This window comes from Leptolyngbya sp. FACHB-671, assembly GCF_014695745.1.
In the GTDB taxonomy this organism is placed as follows: Bacteria; Cyanobacteriota; Cyanobacteriia; order Elainellales; family Elainellaceae; genus JAAUTN01.
Genome location: NZ_JACJOV010000153.1, coordinates 512753 through 528995, shown reverse-complemented (window position 1 = coordinate 528995; position 16243 = coordinate 512753). Strand labels below are relative to the sequence as shown.

Genomic DNA, 16243 nt, shown 5'->3' with positions numbered 1-16243 from the left:
GGCTTTCATCAAGTCACGACCTTAGCTGAATCGGTCAATTCAGAAGACAGTCATGGAATCCACATCACAATCACCCTTGCCGAAAGAGATCCGGGTCAAAATCTTACTGGCTGGAGGACATGAATACACAGTAGCCCTTTCACCCGATGCCCCCTTGCTACACAGCCTCATCGCAGCCCTTGTGTCTCGTGCTCACGGACAAGAAAAGAGTTCCACAGGACTCTTTCAAATTCCGATTGAGCAAGGCCGTTCAGCGCTTTGCTTTGTCAGTGAACAGCTAGTCGGGTTGGTGACAGAACCGCCTGTTTTCGTCCAGCAAAACCAAACTGCTCAACCTCAGACAGAACCACCTGTGCAATCTTGGGCAAATCTAGTTCAAAAGCCGACCTCTCCCAGAATTATCCCTTCAGAATACGTTCAAATTGATAACTTCTTAGGTACAGAAGAAACTAGCCGACTGCTAAATTTTGTTTTGAACAAGGAAAAAGCCTTCGTTCCTACTAGCACTTCAACAAACGACATCAACTACCGGCGCTCTATGGCGCTTTATGATTTCCCAGAATTTTCCGAACTAATAGTAGAACGTATTCAGAAAGTGATTCCAGATGTGCTACACAAGCTAGGTTTACCCCTCTTTGCGGTTTCTCAGATAGAGGCTCAGCTCACTGCACACAACGACGGTAACTACTACAAAATTCACAATGACAACGGCAGTACAGATACAGCAACACGAGAGTTAACCTACGTTTACTACTTCTATCAAACGCCAAAACCTTTTAGAGGTGGCGAGTTACGAATCTACGACAGCAAGATCGAGAATGGGTTTTTTGTAGGGGCAGAAACCTTTAAGACTGTAGACCCCCGCAACAATAGCATCGTCTTTTTCTTGAGCCGCTGTTTGCACGAAGTATTATCCGTCCATTGCCCTTCTCAAGCATTTGCTGATAGCCGCTTCACCATTAATGGTTGGGTTCGACGTTAACCTGGCTACTCTGTCAGGGTGCTTAGTCATCACTTCATAAACTCAACCTCTCGCGAGCAATGTTTAGAAACTCAACATTATCAAAAGATCAAGTGATAGTACGTACCAGGGTAATCAAAGTCTTGGCGATCGCCCCTTAAGCACTAGCAAATTTAAGAGCGGATTCTACTGAGTGAATCAGCAAAGAATTTATTTAGGAGAGTTGTGGATAAAGCTACAGTATTCCAGGATTTAGCTGCTCTGTAGCTAAATCCTGGAATACTGTAGCTTTATCCGCCCTTCGTGAGTGGATAACCTAGCTGTTTATACTGATTAAAATTTTAGATCGCAATTGGAAGTAACCTATTTTGTGTTGAAAGAAAAGACCTGTAAAACTACTGAAAAATCCCAGCTTATGTGGGTTTACAGAGCTGAAAAACTAGTTGAAGATCGTGTGAAAGTCCTCAAAAATAGGATGTGAAAGTTTTGCCGAGGGCATGATGAAGATGTAACTTTAGATACGCCTAAACTTCGATGTCTAAACCTTCTTCGCGGCAAGTCCTTGGGTTATCTGTTTTATCAACTTTAGGACTGTACTCGCTCTTAGCTGCTTCTCCGGCTTCAGCTTTCGTACTTAACGGTGGTAACGTTACAGTGAGTGCCGACGATGCAAATCGCTCGTTTGACATCTTCTTTGATGGAAGCATTAACGAAAAATCTGTTTCTGGGCTTTCTTCCAAAGCAACCTTTACTTTTTTAGGTTTCTCTTCAGTTGGAAAAAACACTGAAGCAGCTTTCAAAATTCTGCTTAGTAATACCTCCAGCAATGGTATTTCCTCCAGAAGTTCTGCTTTAGGCTTTGATGTGAATCAGACCTTACTTGGAGTTGGTCACTCTGACAATGCTGGTAGCACAAGGGTTTCTGGGCTTTTTAGTAACGATGGAGAAGGAGCATTTCCTAATCAATTTGGTGATCTTGATGTGTGTTTCACCAACGGTAATACTTGCCAGGGTGGTCAGAATGGTGGTGTGTACACAGGTTCATCTGATAGTTTCCTGCCTATCCTTGCTTTTTCAGGTAACGTCAATACCTTCACGTTGAGCAACTTTGGTGTCCGCTATCAAAGTATCAACGGCAATGGCTTTAACGATGACAGTGGAACAGGTCACGGATCTTTTCCCCTTCCGGTAGTAGTAGCGCCAACACCCACTCCAGCGTCTCCGATTGTAGTAGCACCCACTCCCATACCCCCGGTAGTAGTAGCACCTACTCCAGTACCTCCGGTTGTAGTCGAGCCTACTCCAGCGCTTCCTGTACTTCCAGTTGTGGTCGAGCCTACTCCCGCACCCCCGGTTGCAGTAGCACCTACTCCAGTACCTCCAGTTATGGTCGAGCCTACTCCCGCACCCCCGGTAGTAGTAGCACCTACTCCAGTACCTCCAGTTGTGGTCGAGCCTACTCCAGCGCTTCCTGTACCTCCAGTTATGGTCGAGCCTACTCCTGTTCCTCCGGTTGCTGTAGAGCCAGCTTCAGATTCAACTCCTCAGTCTGTACCTGAACCGGGTACTGTTGGAGGTCTAGTAATGGCTGGTCTAGCATTGCTCCGCCAGAGAAGAACCCGTTAATGGTTTAGTTTGGCTGTAGTTGTGAAACGTTAAGAGAAAGATGGAGGACGGGAAAACCTGTCCTCCATCTTTCTTTATGCTTCTGCCAGTCGCTCTGCTAGCCTCAACTTGGCTGAACGCGATCGCACATTTCGCTTCATCTCTTCTTCCTGTGGCACAATCGGCTTTTTAGTTAGGACTCGCAATAGCTCTGATTCCTTAAAGGAGTGTTTGACGATGCGATCTTCCAGGCTGTGAAAGCTGATGATGCCGATTCGACCACCGGGTTTTAGCCAAAGAGGGGATATTCTCAAGAATTTTTCCAAAACAGCCAATTCCTGATTTACAGCAATTCGCAGTGCCTGAAAAACACGAGTTGCTGGATGAATTCTGGCATATCGATACGACTTGGGTACACAGTAAAAAATCGTTTCGGCTAGCTCAGTTGTAGTTTTCAGTGGTCGCCGCTCAACGATGCGTCTGGCAATTCGTCGAGAAAGGCGTTCTTCGCCGTAGACATAAAAGATATCTGCTAACTTTGCTTCATCCCAGTAATTAATCACTTCAGCCGCAGTTAGCGATTGCTGCTGATTCATTCGCATATCTAGCAGTGCTTCATGCCGAAAACTAAAGCCTCGCTCTGGAATGTCAAACTGAGCCGAGCTAACTCCTAAGTCTGCAATGATGCCATCAAACTGTACGTTTCCTGGACTGTAGTCGGCAAAGTTGCCGTGCCAAAACTGCACTCGTTCTTTAAAGTCAGCTAGCTGAGCTTGAGCTGCTGCTAGTGCCTGCGTATCCTGGTCAATTGCTACCAGACAACTTTCTGGAGCCGCTTCCAAAATCAGTCTGCTGTGTCCACCTCCGCCAACCGTTGCATCTAGGTAAACACCTGTTGTCCGTGTTAACACTCCCTCAATTAACTCTTGACTCAAAACAGGAATATGAGCGAAGGAAATATCTCCCCTCTCGCTTAATTCGGGACCATTGGAGGAATCAGTAACAGAATCAGACACAGTACTTAACGGCATTCAAAATTTAGCGGCATTCAAATATAGCAATACTATTGAGCTACGGTTTTGGGACCTAAACCTGACTTGCGTCCCCTAACCGCAACCCCCTCGAAAACCAAGTAGGGTTTTCAGAGCATTTTCCAATGATACTGAATTGGCATCAACGCGATGTGCATTTCTTTCGAAGCTTCTGCTGAAAGAGAGCGTGATGTGAAGTTCTGACTCAAAAAAATCAAATTATCTAGAATTCTGCGTAAAATCACTGATTTCCAGTTAATTTCTTAAAGAGCTAGGGCATTCTGAAGGATGGGCATTCTTAGTAGAACATCCTCAAGAGACACGATTGCTGGGCTGCTGACAGCGCATTTCTGACGTACGTTTCTGACAATTTGTCTCTATTGACACCTCAACCCGCTAACTTACCTGCATTATGCTGAAATTTTTGCGTCCTGCTCTCATCTTGTCTGCTGTGTTGCTTCCATTGCTAGGCGATAGCCATACCCCAACTCTTGCTCAAGAGCGTCAAGGCTGTTTTATGGTCAACGACGTTGGACGGTTAGTTGACCTATCTGACATCTGTCCTTCTGCTGCCCCTGTTCAAATTGCCGAACAGCAAACCCTAGGTACCGGCGATATTCAAGTAACTCTGAGATGGACATCCACCGATGACTTGGATATGGCAGTGACTGACCCAGCGGGACAGACAGTCACCTACTTTAATCCTAGCGTGGCTTCTGGAGGGCAACTCGACGTGGATGCTAATGCTGGCTGTGGGGAAACGGTTTCATCGCCAATTGAAAATATTTTTTGGCCTCCTTCACAGGCTCCTGAGGGAGACTACACGATTGAGGTTAACCTGTACACTCGCTGTGGTACGACTTCAGGTCCGATTTCCTATACTTTGACATTGTTGGTTCAAGGAAATACTGAAACCATTACAGGCACAGTAGATGACCAAAATCCAATTGCTACCCATCCGTTCTCCTTACCTCAATAGATAGCAGTAGGCAGATAGCAGTAGGCAGCGGTGAGGCAGAGGACTGGAATCTTTGAGCAACTGCCATCTGTGTATTTCCTGAGCTTTCTAGACTTTTGTATTCTCGCGTGTATATTCGGGGACGTGTCCTCTGCATGAAAGCTCCTGATGTATAGGAGCTTTCACACAAAAATGCTTTGGTTAAGGGTAGGCAACGCTGTACTAATGCAGGTTTTCTCCTCCTTCCTTTTCAAAAGCTAATTCGACATACGACTGTAAGTGCGTTGTAAATGCGTATAAGCTATGTTATGTAAACACAATGGTTTTTCGAGATTAGTCTTCTGAGATTGCTAGAGGACATCTGAAACGGCACTGGATTGTCTATCTTCTGGGGGAACTGGGAATGCGTCAAATTTCGTTTATCGCTTCTATAGGGATGCTAGCCCTCTCGCTGGGAGGATGTGCCCTCTTTTCAGGTGGCAGCGACACGGCTGTGGAGCCATCTCCTGGCACTACGGTTGAAACGGTTGAGCCTGCGCCTGGTGCTACTGCGACTCAGCCTTTTTCTGAGCCACCCGTAGTTGATGGGCAGACCTCACCCACAGGTACGCTTCCACCAGATTTAATTGGTTCTACGGACTCAGACCAGCGGGTTCAAGGAATTCAAAGGAATCGTCCAGACCCGTTTGCTTTGCTGCCTACCAGTCCTGTAATTCAAACTCCTCCGGTTGTTGCTCAAGCTCCAACTACATCCCCAGGACAAACGGGCACTCGGTTGCCCAACGTCCCATCTGGTGGAGGTGGAGGTGGGGGTGGACAATCATCCCGTCCCGGCAGTCTTGCCCCCATTCCAAGCTTAGTACCGCAGCGTCCTGCTCCTCCACCCCGCCCTCAAGCTGACCTTGCCAGATTGGTCAAGGTGACAGGCGTGGTGCAAATTGGCAATACAACTCACGCGATCATCAGTGCCCCTAATGAGCCAAGTAGCCGCTACGTCCGGGTTGGGCAACGGCTTTCTAACGGTCAGATTTTAGTTAAACGGATCGAGGTGAATGCAGGATCTGAACCCATTGTTGTACTGGAACAGAACGGCATTGAGGTGGTTAGAGCGGTAGGAGAAGGTGGAGCACCCGCGCAACCGACTGCATCAGCGATCGCTTCTCCTCAAGTGGTTGCTGTAGGGGTTGAATAATTGTGACAAATCGAGTGCCGGGTTGAGGCTTCGCTAGAGTGAAGAGAAACTATTTGAATCTGCCGCTGGAGGCTCGTTATGGCGATCGCTAGTTCCCCCAATGCTAGCCGTTCACCCTTTGATTTCTCGCCAGAGGCGACTCAAGATAGTGCCCTGCTTCATCAGTTAGGTTTCATTCCAGGGTTAAAAGAAATTTTGATGGTGCGTCAGGTTCACGCTTTAGAACACGCCACCATCTGGCTTTTAAGCGGCAATCTACCAGATGATACTGTTGCTCCCCCAACTCTGATTGCTGGGAGCAACAGCTCTTTAGGTGGTATGTCTACTGATCAGGGTTTTTATGTCTACGGTACGGTCACTTCGATGCAGCTACGGCAAGCTGCCCACTCAGCATTGCAGCGACTCGTCAGTGGTGAGTGGGATTTAGCCGTACATCCTCGCTGTGGCACGAATTTGTCGGTAGGGATGGTGATGGCTGCCGGGTTAGTGCTTGGAGTGCCCTTGGTGCTGCCACGCAATCCACTGGAGCAATTTTTAGGAATGGGGTTGGCCGCAACGGCTGCCACGCATCTTGCTCCTGAGATTGGTAATCTGGCTCAACGATATGTTACGACTGCGATTCCGTTCAATCTGGCGATTGAGACTGTTAACTCGTTGGGCGATCGCCAGGGTCGTCCAGTTCACTTTGTGCAGGTGCGATGGGTTGAGCAACCGTTGAACTCAAACTGATCGGGCAGGGACAAGTAATGAAAAGCTTTGCTTCATTTCTTGCTCTAACTTTGTAGGACTATAGGCACAGCAATAAAACTTAAAGACTGAAACACCCTGAAAGTCCTGCCAGAGTAGTACTCTGAAAGACAATTACTGTATGAGTTAAATAATCACCCGAAAGGAAAAGCTCATGGTACAACGTGGTTCTACAGTCCGAATCCTTCGCAAAGAATCCTACTGGTACAAAGATGTGGGTACGGTTGCCTCTATCGATCAGAGCGGCATTAAGTATCCCGTCATTGTTCGCTTTAATAAAGTTAATTATGCTGGGGTCAACACCAACAACTTCAGCATGGATGAAGTTATTGAAGTACAGGGTGCAGCTAAGCAGAAGGTTTCTAAGACTCCATCTGCTGATGCAGCTTCTGGTGGTAAGCAAACCACTATTGATACTAGAACTCGGAGAACAGGACAAGGGGCAGGACAGTCCACCAAAGGAGCAGCAGCAGAGGCTCCTGGAACGGATCAGCCTGACAAGGAAGGTGCTCCCAACCAGGGTACAGAATCTCGTTAAAAATTGCGAAATGAATTAACCTCGAATGCCTTCAGGCGAGAGTGTAGGACTATGCACTCGTCTGAAGGCATTCAAGTTTTCAAGGTGTAAGCTTTTATGCACTCGAAAGCATTCGATTTTAATAGAATGAATTTACTGGAGTGTGTTGCAGGCTGGGTTGAATTGTGCCCGAATTACCTGAAGTTGAAACGGTTCGACGAGGTTTAAATCAGCGAACTTTAAACCAAGAAATTGTGGGTGGAGATGTGCTGTTGTCACGCACGATCGCCCATCCCTCTCTACCGATCGCCTTTTTAGCAGGCTTGCAGGGAACGGCGATCGCTCAGTGGCATCGGCGCGGCAAATATTTGCTGGCAGAGCTATATCAAATTTCCTCCCCCCCAGGGCAAGCTCAATCTGCGGGATGGTTGGGGGTGCATCTGCGGATGACGGGACAACTGTTGTGGCTCCATCAGGAGGAGCCATTGCAAAAGCACTGTCGAGTCCGTCTGTTTTTGGCTGGGCAGCAAGAACTGCGGTTTGTAGATCAGCGGACCTTTGGGCAAATGTGGTGGGTGCCGTCCGGTACCCAGCCTGAAGTGGTGATGACAGGGCTGCAGCGATTAGGTCCAGAACCCCTATCGGCAGATTTTTCGGCTGAGTATTTGGCGACACGATTGCGCGCTCGCCACCGCCCCATCAAGAATGCGCTGCTCGATCAGATGTTAGTCGCTGGAATTGGCAACATTTACGCTGATGAGGCCCTCTTTCTGAGCAAGATCAAACCTAAAACTCTTTGTTCTGCGCTCAAGCCGCGTCAGGTGACAGCCCTCTATGCGGCCATTGTGCGCGTTCTTCAGGACAGCATTGATGCGAGAGGAACAAGCTTTAGCAATTTTCGAGATGTGGAAGGCGTTAACGGTAACTATGGCGGCGTTGCTTGGGTGTATGACCGTAAGGGAGAACCCTGCCGCACTTGTGACACTCCAATCGAGCGGTTGAAGCTAGCGGGGCGATCGGCGCATTTTTGCCCTAAGTGTCAGCGCTAAGATTGGCTAATCAGCACATACAATGTGAAAGAACGCAAGATTACTAAATAACGTGAGTTATGGCAGTTAAAAAGGGCGATCTGGTTCGGGCTGTGCGGGAAAAATTGGAAAATAGTCTGGAAGCACAAGCCAGCGATACACGATTTCCACCCTATCTCTTTGAGACCAAGGGAGAAATCGTAGACTCGAAGGGAGATTATGTGCTGGTTAAGTTTGGGCATGTGCCTACGCCAAATATGTGGCTGAAAGCCGATCAAGTAGAAAAATTTGAATAGCTCCTGTCTCTAGATAGTCTGTGTCTCTGATTGGTCCCTGACTATCTAGTCATCTTCTAGTCATCTTATTGATTTGCGATCGCTTTGCCGTGTCGCCTTTTTTTGATCATGAATTTTCCTGATGCGATCGCCTCCACTTCTACCCGTGTCTCAGTGATCGGAGCGGGGAATGTAGGCAGTACTCTGGCTCAACGGATTGCTGAGAAAAATTTGGCAGATGTTGTGCTGCTCGATGTCATAGCAGGCAGACCTCAAGGCGTAGCGCTGGACCTGATGGAAGCTAGAGGCATTGAAGGTCACGATCGCCAGATTGTGGGCACAGTGGACTATGCCGACACCGCAGGCTCTAACATTGTCGTGGTCACTGCTGGGTTGCCTCGCAAACCGGGCATGAATCGGGATGACCTGATGCGAACTAACGCTCAAATTGTGGTGGAGGCAACGAAGCAGGCGATCGCCCATTCACCCAACGCCATTCTGGTTCTTGTCACAAATCCATTAGACGTAATGACTTATCTGGCGTGGAAAGCCAGTGGTCTACCCTTCTCTCGGGTCATGGGTATGGCAGGAATTCTGGATTCTGCCCGTTTTCAGACCTTCATTGCCCTGAAATTAGGCATTTCTCCAGCGGATGTTAGCGCGATGGTGTTAGGCAGTCACGGTGATTTGATGGTGCCCCTACCTCGCTACTCCACTGTCAGCGGCATTCCAATTACAGAGCTATTGGATGCTGCAACAATCGAACGCTTGATTGAGCGAACCCGTAATGGTGGGGCAGAAATTGTAGAACTTATGCAAACTGGAGGCGCATATTACGCTCCGGCTTCTTCAACCTGTCGCATGATTGAAGCAATATTGCTCAATCAGTCTCGCCTGTTGCCCGTTGCATCGTATTTGCAGGGCGAATATGGGTTAGAAGACATTTTCATTGGCGTGCCTGCTCGGTTGGGCAGTGGTGGCGTTGAAAGTGTTTTAGAACTGGACTTGACGGATGCTGAACGGACTGCCCTATATAGTTCTGCTGAATCAGTTCGTCAAAAGACCCATCATGCATTAGAGATGCTGAAGGACTCAGTCTAATGACAAATAAGTTGGGTTTCGCTTTGCTCCACCCAACCTACAGATTCGAGCTACAGATTTTAGGGACGGGCAGCCATGACTTCGATTTCGACTAGCCAGCCTGGATCAACCAGTCCAGCTACCTGCATCGTCGAGCGAGAAGGGAGGTTGGGTTGCTCCTCAGTGCCAAAAAACTGGGTGTAGCCTTCCATGAATCCAGCAAAATCCATTGCGCCGCCATTACTGGGATCACCGACCAGGAAAGCCTGCATTTTGACCACATCTCCCATTGTCATATCCATACTTTGAAGGATGGCCTGGATCTTTTCGAGGACACCAATAGTTTGAGTTTTGGTATCGCCATAAACGGCGATGGAGCTTTCTGGGGCAGTTTCATCAACGACGGGTGGCACCTGTCCACTTAAATGAACCAGTGCTGCATTGGGTGGTGTTTCGACGGCAAGAGCGATGGGGAAGGTTGAGTTGGGAATGGGATAGCGAACTACTTCCTGAGCCAGCGTGCGATGAGGGGTGAGGAGGAGGAGGGCGATCGCCACTCCAACCACCACCAATGGCATAAAAGCAACCTTGCTCCACGATCTCAGCACTGATTTGAACTTTTTCATTTCCATAGCCTCATGTAGAGACGCGATCAAGAGCGTCTTTGCAGAATATAAATTGCCACAACAAATGCCTTAGGGGAGATTCTGTTTCGTCAAAGTAGCAGGAGCCATCTCACCCATTGGCATCACAAGGCAGAGCCTTGCCACAAGAATTTTCCTGAACCAGTCAGAAGTTTTGCTTATGCTGCCAGCGTTTGGGCAGAAATTGCCTGAACGGCTTGATGGGCAGAGAGGACTGCTCCCTCCTGCCATCCGGTCAGGTAACTGAGATGCTCCCCAGCCAGGTAGATTGGACCATCGGGCTGATTGAGCAGGGGGTAGGCAGTTTCTAGTCCGGCTTCTTCCCATTCAATCCATCCGCCTCGACTATAGGGAATTTTGTCCCAAGCAATGCTAACTCCCTTGTCAAATGAAACCTCACTGCCATAGCCAGGATGAATCGTTTCCCCGTCCTCGATCGCTTTGCGGAGCCGTTCCTCATGAGACATTGCCCCGATTCGCTCACCAATGTCGTTGTCCCAAATGTAGGCACCCACAATGACTCCTTTTTCTTGCTGGAAGCCCGTTGCCGGATACCAGATTTGAGTTATGTCTCGCTCTGTCCAGGAAATGCCGCCGTAGATGCCGTAGTCTTCTTCCCAAAAGCGGCGATCGGCTTGGAAACCAATTTTCATCGCCTTGGCGTAGGAAGCGGCTCCTATGGCGATCGCCTCCTTAAAGGCTGGCGAAAAGTCTGCCTCAACGTCATTCAACACGGAGAGCGGGAAAGTGCAGATGACGTAATTCGCGTCTAATGCTCCTTGGCTACCTGAAGCTTTGTCGGTGTAGACAATTCGCACCCCTTCAGCCGTTTTGCGAATTCCGCTCACTTCAGTGCCGTAAGTAATCAAATTACCCACCTGCCGCTCAAAGCCTTTGGCAATTTGATCCATTCCACCTACGGGTTGCAGCATGGTTGCCGCTTGGTGATAGCCCTCACCAAATTGCATCTTGTATTCCCAGAAGGAGGACTTTAGCAATTCTGACAGGTCAAGTGGCTCGTATTGCTCACCTGCGGTTAACCCGGCTCCTGGTCGCGTACTGTATCCTGCTCGGCTAGACCCCTTGTAAAGATAATCTGCATCCAGTCCACCAAAGCTCGAAATCATTTCCAGAATTCGTTCCCGGTCTTCGGTTGAGATTTCCTGATCTAACGCATTTCGGCTTACGGCTTTGGCTAAAAGTTCTGCAATGTAGCCCCGGCTGTCATTAACGACTCGGCGGTTGAGGACAGGTTCTCCACCAAACGCCTGATCGTCTTGAAAGTAAGCTGCCCGATTTTCGTTGACAATGACTTCTAGCGGTACGCCAAATTCTTTGCAGTATCCCAACAAGCCTGTGTGGTGATAGGGAATCCGAGCCGGGCCAGGATTAATGTATAAGTGATCGGCCGCATCAAAGGTGCAGGTTTGGCTGCTATCGGTTTCTGCAATCGTGTCGCCGCCACGAATCGTCCAAATTCGACCACCGGGGCGATCGCGGGCTTCCAAAATGGTGCACTCATAGCCTGCTTTAGAGAGTTCATAGGCGGCTGTCATACCCGCAATTCCGGCTCCCAAAATGGCAACTTTAGTTCCACTTCCTGAACCGCTGGGTAAGTTTGGACGCTCAGCCGCTTTAGCAGGAGAACGGATCAATCCCATTGCTTTCATCGTGGTGAAAACAGCCGCAGCCCCACCTGCTCTTCCTACTAACTTCAGAAATTTACGGCGCGTCGGAGAAATTTTTCTCCGAGTTGAATGCTGATTCATGGATTTTTCTACGCTCTAGAAATTTTCCGTACAGCTGCTTTCAAATAAGTACAGTATTTCTATAACCCAACTAAAATCCTTTAGCAGTAAAGTGCCAATACCAATTCTCTTCAAGGCTGGATATTTTGGAGCGTGCCCCGCTCCAAAATATCCAGCTTCATGTAGAAACGGTATAAAACAAAGCTTTTAATGGGAAAACCATCCTGGTTTTAGAAACTGTACTAGTTCAAAAACAGTTGTTTCTCTGCTTACGGAATAAGAGGCTAACTTCTATTTTTTTGTTAAGATGTATCCCCAGATGCTTTTTTGAAAGGCTGTAATTTACATTTACAGAAACATCTATATCTGAGAAATTTACGCTGTACAAATAGCGTTTCTCCTGACAGGCGTTTTCTCAGGCAACGAATTAGAGATTAGCCATACCTGATGAGTAACTCATAACGGGCATAAATCTTTCCAGGTTTAGGTTAGAAGCAACCTGAGCAAGCTTATGCAGATCGGTGGGGTCATCTAGATGAGGAATGCAGCCCAGCACTGGCTTTTGGGTGAGTGACTGAATCAGTTTGGTAGGTGCCCAATTGGCAATTTCTTCGTCGGTACAAGGTTTAACGCAGTTGAGAATGATGCCTTTGAGGTGTACCCGAGACTGTTGAGCAAGAGCAGCGTTAGCGACAGCTTGAGAAATCGCCCCTAACCTCACGGGCACCACCAACACCGTTGGCAACCGCCAATCCCACGCTAAATCAGCCACAGTGGTTTCATGGGTAACCGGTGAACCCAGCCCACCTAAAGATTCAACCAGGACAAAGTCTCGCTCTTGCTGCAGGGTTTGAAACTGCTGCCAGACCTTTTCAAGCTGAATTTTGCGACCTTCGCGATCGGCAGCGATCGGGGGTGCTAAAGGGGCTTCAAAGTAGAGTGGCGTAATTTCATCGGCAGACTGCTGTAGGGTAAACAGGTGAGTATAAAGTTCGCGATCGCCCTTCCCCGATTGAAGCGGCTTCATAATACCGAGCCGCTGTGAGCTGCAATAGGTTTGCCAGTAAGCTGCCAAAGCGCTCGTTAAAACAGTCTTTCCGGCATCCGTATCGGTGCCTGCAATCAAGAGGGCGTTCAAGCGTCACTCCACTTTCAATTAACAATTCACAATCAGGAACTATACCCTTCTGGCGCTTCAAGAGAAGCTTATTCTGGTGGCGGTTCCGTGGGAGCCGTCGCACTAACGCCTAACGTAAAGTCGGTTTCGTCGGTGGATATCACTTCTACAATGTAATCGCCACTGTCTGGCACCTGGAAACCCCAGAAAACTACATTCGAGGCATCAGGCACCGGTTCACCATTGGGGAAAAGGATATTGAGGGTAGCCGCGCCGTCTATGATCTCGGCGGAAAAGACTTGCCCTTCCTGTACATTGACAAGGTAGCGTTTGGTAAGGCGATCGCTCACCGTATCGCTAACTTCTACACCCTCTGAGCCCGCCGGAAAACTCAAGCGTTGTGTATCGACCTGAGGCTCGACTGGAGTTGGGCTAGGGCTGGGTGTTGGAGTTTCAGTTGGGGTCGGGGTTGGTTCTGGCTCCGGTTCGGGAGCCGCTTCCAGGCTGAGGTCTAGTCTATAGTCACTTTCCTCGACTCCTCGGACGGGCCTTAGCTCAAGATAGTATTCACCCGTGAAATCAAGTACTCCCTGCCACTGCTGGACTCGCTCAGCGTTGCCCTCCACCAAGTCTCCATTGGGGGCAAAGACGCTGAGCAATACTCCCTCACCGTCAATTGCAGCAGACAGAGTTTGCGCTTGCTCGGCAGACACAATGTAAGTTACAACCTCATTTTCTCTCAGTGTTCCCTCAACGCTGGTCGTATCTCCTGGCGCAAGGTTCAGCCGCTGACTGTATTCAACGGGTTCGTCAGTTGGAGTTGGGGTTGCTGTTTCAGTTGGGGTCGGCGTTGCAACGGGTGTGTTGTCAGACCCATTGCGGATCGCGCTAACCACCGCAAAGGTGGTTATCAACGTGACAATTGCCAGTCCGGTGACAATTCCAGCTACCGCCCAAGGATTGTCCCAGACAGAGGTTTCTGTCTGAGTCGGAATGACTGGCCCTGCAGCCCGACGGGGTGCATTGGAGCTATGGGCTGTTGGTTCTGGGCGGCGACCTACTGCCACGGTTTGCATTCGAGAAGTAGGGTTGGCTGCCTGAGTTGCTGAGGTTGGGGTCGGTGGGGGTGGGGGTGGGGGTGTAACGACCGAAGGGTTAGCTAATGCCTGGAGCGCTTGCGCTACCTCACTGACAGATTGGTAGCGATCGCCCGGACGATAGCTCAGCATTCGATTCAACACTTGAGCAAAACCAGGATTTACCTTTGCCCACTGCTGCCAGTACCAGGTAAGGCTGCGATCGTCATACAATTCCTGGGGCTCTTTGCCCGTCAGCAGCACTACAGCACTAACCGCCAACGCATAGAGATCGCTATTAGGGTAAGCCCGTCCTGACTGAATTTGCTCACTTGGCGCGTACCCAATCTTGCCAACGGTCGTCGGTTGATGCTCTGTTTCTGCTGGTTGAACGCGAGTGACAATTTCTTTGACTACACCAAAGTCAATCAGCACAGGCAAATGATCCTGCTGCCTGAGAATGATGTTGTCAGGCGCAATATCTCGATGAATAATTCCTTTGCTGTGAATGTGCGCCAACACGGGCAAAAGCTGCTGCATCAGTTGCAGCACCTCGGCTTCTGTAAACGCTTTACCTTGCGCCTTCCGCTCGTTGAGTAGGGTACGGTAGGTCTTGCCTTCAACGTAGTCTTGTACGAGGAATAAACGCTGATTTTCCTCAAAGGTGGCACGAAACTGCGGAATTTGAGGATGCTGAATCTGATAAAGAATCGCGGCTTCCCGCTGAAACAGTTCCTTCGATTTATCTAAAACGTAAGCGCCACTCTGCGATGGGATGAACTCCTTCAGCGCACAGCGCTCGTTAAATCGTCCTAAATCTTCTGCCAGATAGGTACGACCAAACCCGCCTTGCCCCAAAATGCTCGACAAGCGGTAGCGATTTTGTAAAACAGTCCCGGTGGGAATGGGTGGTTGCATGACAGATGATTCACTGAGATCTCACAAACAAATAGGAACACGCTCCGCCAAGTTAAAAGTGCGGATGCTCATTGCTCCAAGATCTTGAGCGTATCGCACCAACAGCAATTCGCCAACTGACTTGCTGAGTAGTTTGAGCAACGCCAGCCCTATTGCCTTGCGAACACCTCATCATACCAGGGAAGGTCACGCCCCGCGCTGCAACCCATTCAGGCGAAACAGCAAAAATTGGGTGAACTGATCCGAGTTGAAGTTGTCATCACTCACCAGCAGCAAACTTTGACTGCCATCTGGTAACTGCGGCCCCAGCACCATACCTTCTAGGTTGTCCAGGGGAATGCCTAAATCTGCCAGGTCGAGCAACAGCCGCTTGCGAATGGGTTCGATGCCGCTCAAGTCTCCACCTAACCTGGGAATGCCGGATGTATCTGTGGCTCCACCTGTAGCCAGCTCAAAAATGCGGGCACCCGCTCCGGCAACGCCAAAAGAGTGTTCCATGCTCAGGAAATGACCGCCTTGGTCTAGCACGAGTAACTCAGTCAAACCATTCACCGTGAGCAGGGGTGGCGAATCATTGGGATAAAGATATTCCGCGATCAGCACAGGTAGCTCATTGCCAATAAGATAGTGCAGAAATCGACTGTAGTTGGGTCGTTCTGACGCTTCTGTCTCGTCTGAGTTGACGGGTCGGCGGTCTTGTTCCAGCTCTGCCTCGGTTGCAGCAAATAGGCGAAACGGTTCTAGCCAGGTCGTGCTAAAGCCTCCAGGATTGAGCGTTAGGGCTTCAAACCCAAGGTTATTTTGCACGCCCTGGGGCTGATCCTCCACAGTTTTAGGGAGATAGCGTTCTGGAATCGGCAAGTGCTGCTGCCATGCGCCTGTCGCCAAGTCAAACTCGTCTATAAATGGAGGAATGCCATCAGAGGCAACGCCTTCGCTGGAGATAAAGACCGTTTGGCGAGGAGAGAGGGCAAGCCCTTCAGGGTCGATGGTGCCTTGGGCAAAGGGTTCTCCGTTTTCTCCAAGTAAGGTGGTTACTTTCTCGATTTCAACTCCAGCGATCGCCACCTCCCCAGACTCATTACTCAAATTGAGCTTGAGCGTGTAAAAGCGAGCCGGGGCAAATTCACTGCGATCGTCTGAGAGAACGTAGAAGCGATCGCCCTGCCTGTCATAGGTAAGTGCTGAAAGCCCACGCACAGGTGTGTCTTGAAACACCGTATCGGTCGGCAATCGATATTCACCTAAGAAATCAAGGGAAAGGTCTAAAAAGAGTCGCTCCTCGGCACTGACCTGAGGCAAAGTACAGCCTGCAAGGAGCAGTACTGTAAAACTGAGAAGTAGAA

15 protein-coding genes are annotated in these 16243 nt (G+C 49.2%); 9 read left to right on the top strand and 6 right to left on the bottom strand.

Features of this window, described 5'->3' with window-relative positions:
- Positions 1-52 precede the first annotated feature (52 nt).
- The gene (locus H6F93_RS27730; protein WP_190687989.1) at positions 53-982 is read left to right on the top strand and encodes a 2OG-Fe(II) oxygenase; all 930 of its coding nucleotides are present in this window, start codon (positions 53-55) and stop codon (positions 980-982) included.
- A 684-nt stretch (positions 983-1666) separates the two neighbouring features.
- The gene (locus H6F93_RS33560) at positions 1667-2587 is read left to right on the top strand and encodes a cistern family PEP-CTERM protein (protein ID WP_347277368.1); all 921 of its coding nucleotides are present in this window, start codon (positions 1667-1669) and stop codon (positions 2585-2587) included.
- Positions 2588-2661: 74 nt separating this feature from the next.
- On the opposite strand, the gene rsmH is transcribed toward H6F93_RS33560, so the two are convergent.
- A complete protein-coding gene (rsmH, locus tag H6F93_RS27720; RefSeq protein WP_347277361.1) occupies positions 2662-3582 on the bottom strand; it encodes a 16S rRNA (cytosine(1402)-N(4))-methyltransferase RsmH in 921 nt (306 codons plus the stop codon).
- A gap of 427 nt (positions 3583-4009) precedes the next feature.
- Between rsmH and H6F93_RS27715 the strand changes: the two genes are divergently transcribed.
- From H6F93_RS27715 to mdh, 7 genes are all read left to right on the top strand, one after another.
- A complete protein-coding gene (locus H6F93_RS27715; RefSeq protein ID WP_190687982.1) occupies positions 4010-4576 on the top strand; it encodes a DUF2135 domain-containing protein in 567 nt (188 codons plus the stop codon).
- Positions 4577-4958: 382 nt separating this feature from the next.
- Positions 4959-5747 (top strand): hypothetical protein, encoded by a 789-nt coding sequence (locus H6F93_RS27710; RefSeq protein ID WP_190641272.1) that lies wholly within the window; start codon positions 4959-4961, stop codon positions 5745-5747.
- A 78-nt stretch (positions 5748-5825) separates the two neighbouring features.
- Positions 5826-6476 (top strand): DUF6391 domain-containing protein, encoded by a 651-nt coding sequence (locus tag H6F93_RS27705; protein WP_190687978.1) that lies wholly within the window; start codon positions 5826-5828, stop codon positions 6474-6476.
- Positions 6477-6648: 172 nt separating this feature from the next.
- Positions 6649-7032 carry a photosystem I reaction center subunit IV gene (locus tag H6F93_RS35470; protein WP_190687974.1) on the top strand — a complete coding sequence of 128 codons (384 nt, stop codon included), beginning with the start codon at positions 6649-6651 and terminating at the stop codon, positions 7030-7032.
- Positions 7033-7196: 164 nt separating this feature from the next.
- A complete protein-coding gene (locus H6F93_RS27695; protein ID WP_190687971.1) occupies positions 7197-8060 on the top strand; it encodes a DNA-formamidopyrimidine glycosylase in 864 nt (287 codons plus the stop codon).
- A gap of 59 nt (positions 8061-8119) precedes the next feature.
- Positions 8120-8335, top strand: a complete 216-nt coding sequence (locus H6F93_RS27690) for an NAD(P)H-quinone oxidoreductase subunit O (RefSeq protein WP_190641276.1) — start codon at positions 8120-8122, stop codon at positions 8333-8335.
- Positions 8336-8443: 108 nt separating this feature from the next.
- Positions 8444-9415, top strand: a complete 972-nt coding sequence (gene mdh, locus H6F93_RS27685; RefSeq protein WP_190687967.1) for a malate dehydrogenase — start codon at positions 8444-8446, stop codon at positions 9413-9415.
- A gap of 59 nt (positions 9416-9474) precedes the next feature.
- Here the strand turns inward: mdh and H6F93_RS27680 are convergent, their stop codons facing one another.
- The 5 genes from H6F93_RS27680 to H6F93_RS27660 all read right to left on the bottom strand — a co-directional run bounded on the left by H6F93_RS27680 (position 9475) and on the right by H6F93_RS27660 (position 16199).
- Positions 9475-10020 carry a RidA family protein gene (locus tag H6F93_RS27680; protein WP_242043627.1) on the bottom strand — a complete coding sequence of 182 codons (546 nt, stop codon included), beginning with the start codon at positions 10018-10020 and terminating at the stop codon, positions 9475-9477.
- A gap of 176 nt (positions 10021-10196) precedes the next feature.
- On the bottom strand, positions 10197-11807 hold the full coding sequence (locus tag H6F93_RS27675; RefSeq protein ID WP_190687964.1) for a flavin monoamine oxidase family protein: 1611 nt from the start codon (positions 11805-11807) through the stop codon (positions 10197-10199).
- A gap of 406 nt (positions 11808-12213) precedes the next feature.
- Positions 12214-12924, bottom strand: a complete 711-nt coding sequence (gene bioD / locus H6F93_RS27670; RefSeq protein ID WP_190687962.1) for a dethiobiotin synthase — start codon at positions 12922-12924, stop codon at positions 12214-12216.
- 68 nt (positions 12925-12992) lie between these two features.
- The gene (locus tag H6F93_RS27665) at positions 12993-14897 is read right to left on the bottom strand and encodes a serine/threonine-protein kinase (RefSeq protein WP_190687958.1); all 1905 of its coding nucleotides are present in this window, start codon (positions 14895-14897) and stop codon (positions 12993-12995) included.
- Between the two features lie 186 nt (positions 14898-15083).
- Positions 15084-16199, bottom strand: a complete 1116-nt coding sequence (locus H6F93_RS27660) for an esterase-like activity of phytase family protein (RefSeq protein WP_242043626.1) — start codon at positions 16197-16199, stop codon at positions 15084-15086.
- Positions 16200-16243 lie beyond the last annotated feature (44 nt).

Excerpts from the sequence above, each read along its gene's own strand:
- H6F93_RS27730 (WP_190687989.1), top strand. The coding sequence starts at position 53 with ATGGAATCCACATCACAATCACCCTTGCCGAAAGAGATCCGGGTCAAA.
- H6F93_RS27715 (WP_190687982.1), top strand. The coding sequence starts at position 4,010 with ATGCTGAAATTTTTGCGTCCTGCTCTCATCTTGTCTGCTGTGTTGCTT.
- H6F93_RS27710 (WP_190641272.1), top strand. The coding sequence starts at position 4,959 with ATGCGTCAAATTTCGTTTATCGCTTCTATAGGGATGCTAGCCCTCTCG.
- H6F93_RS27705 (WP_190687978.1), top strand. The coding sequence starts at position 5,826 with ATGGCGATCGCTAGTTCCCCCAATGCTAGCCGTTCACCCTTTGATTTC.
- H6F93_RS35470 (WP_190687974.1), top strand. The coding sequence starts at position 6,649 with ATGGTACAACGTGGTTCTACAGTCCGAATCCTTCGCAAAGAATCCTAC.
- H6F93_RS27690 (WP_190641276.1), top strand. The coding sequence starts at position 8,120 with ATGGCAGTTAAAAAGGGCGATCTGGTTCGGGCTGTGCGGGAAAAATTG.
- mdh (WP_190687967.1), top strand. The coding sequence starts at position 8,444 with ATGAATTTTCCTGATGCGATCGCCTCCACTTCTACCCGTGTCTCAGTG.
- H6F93_RS27680 (WP_242043627.1), bottom strand. The coding sequence starts at position 10,020 with ATGAAAAAGTTCAAATCAGTGCTGAGATCGTGGAGCAAGGTTGCTTTT.
- H6F93_RS27675 (WP_190687964.1), bottom strand. The coding sequence starts at position 11,807 with ATGAATCAGCATTCAACTCGGAGAAAAATTTCTCCGACGCGCCGTAAA.
- H6F93_RS27665 (WP_190687958.1), bottom strand. The coding sequence starts at position 14,897 with ATGCAACCACCCATTCCCACCGGGACTGTTTTACAAAATCGCTACCGC.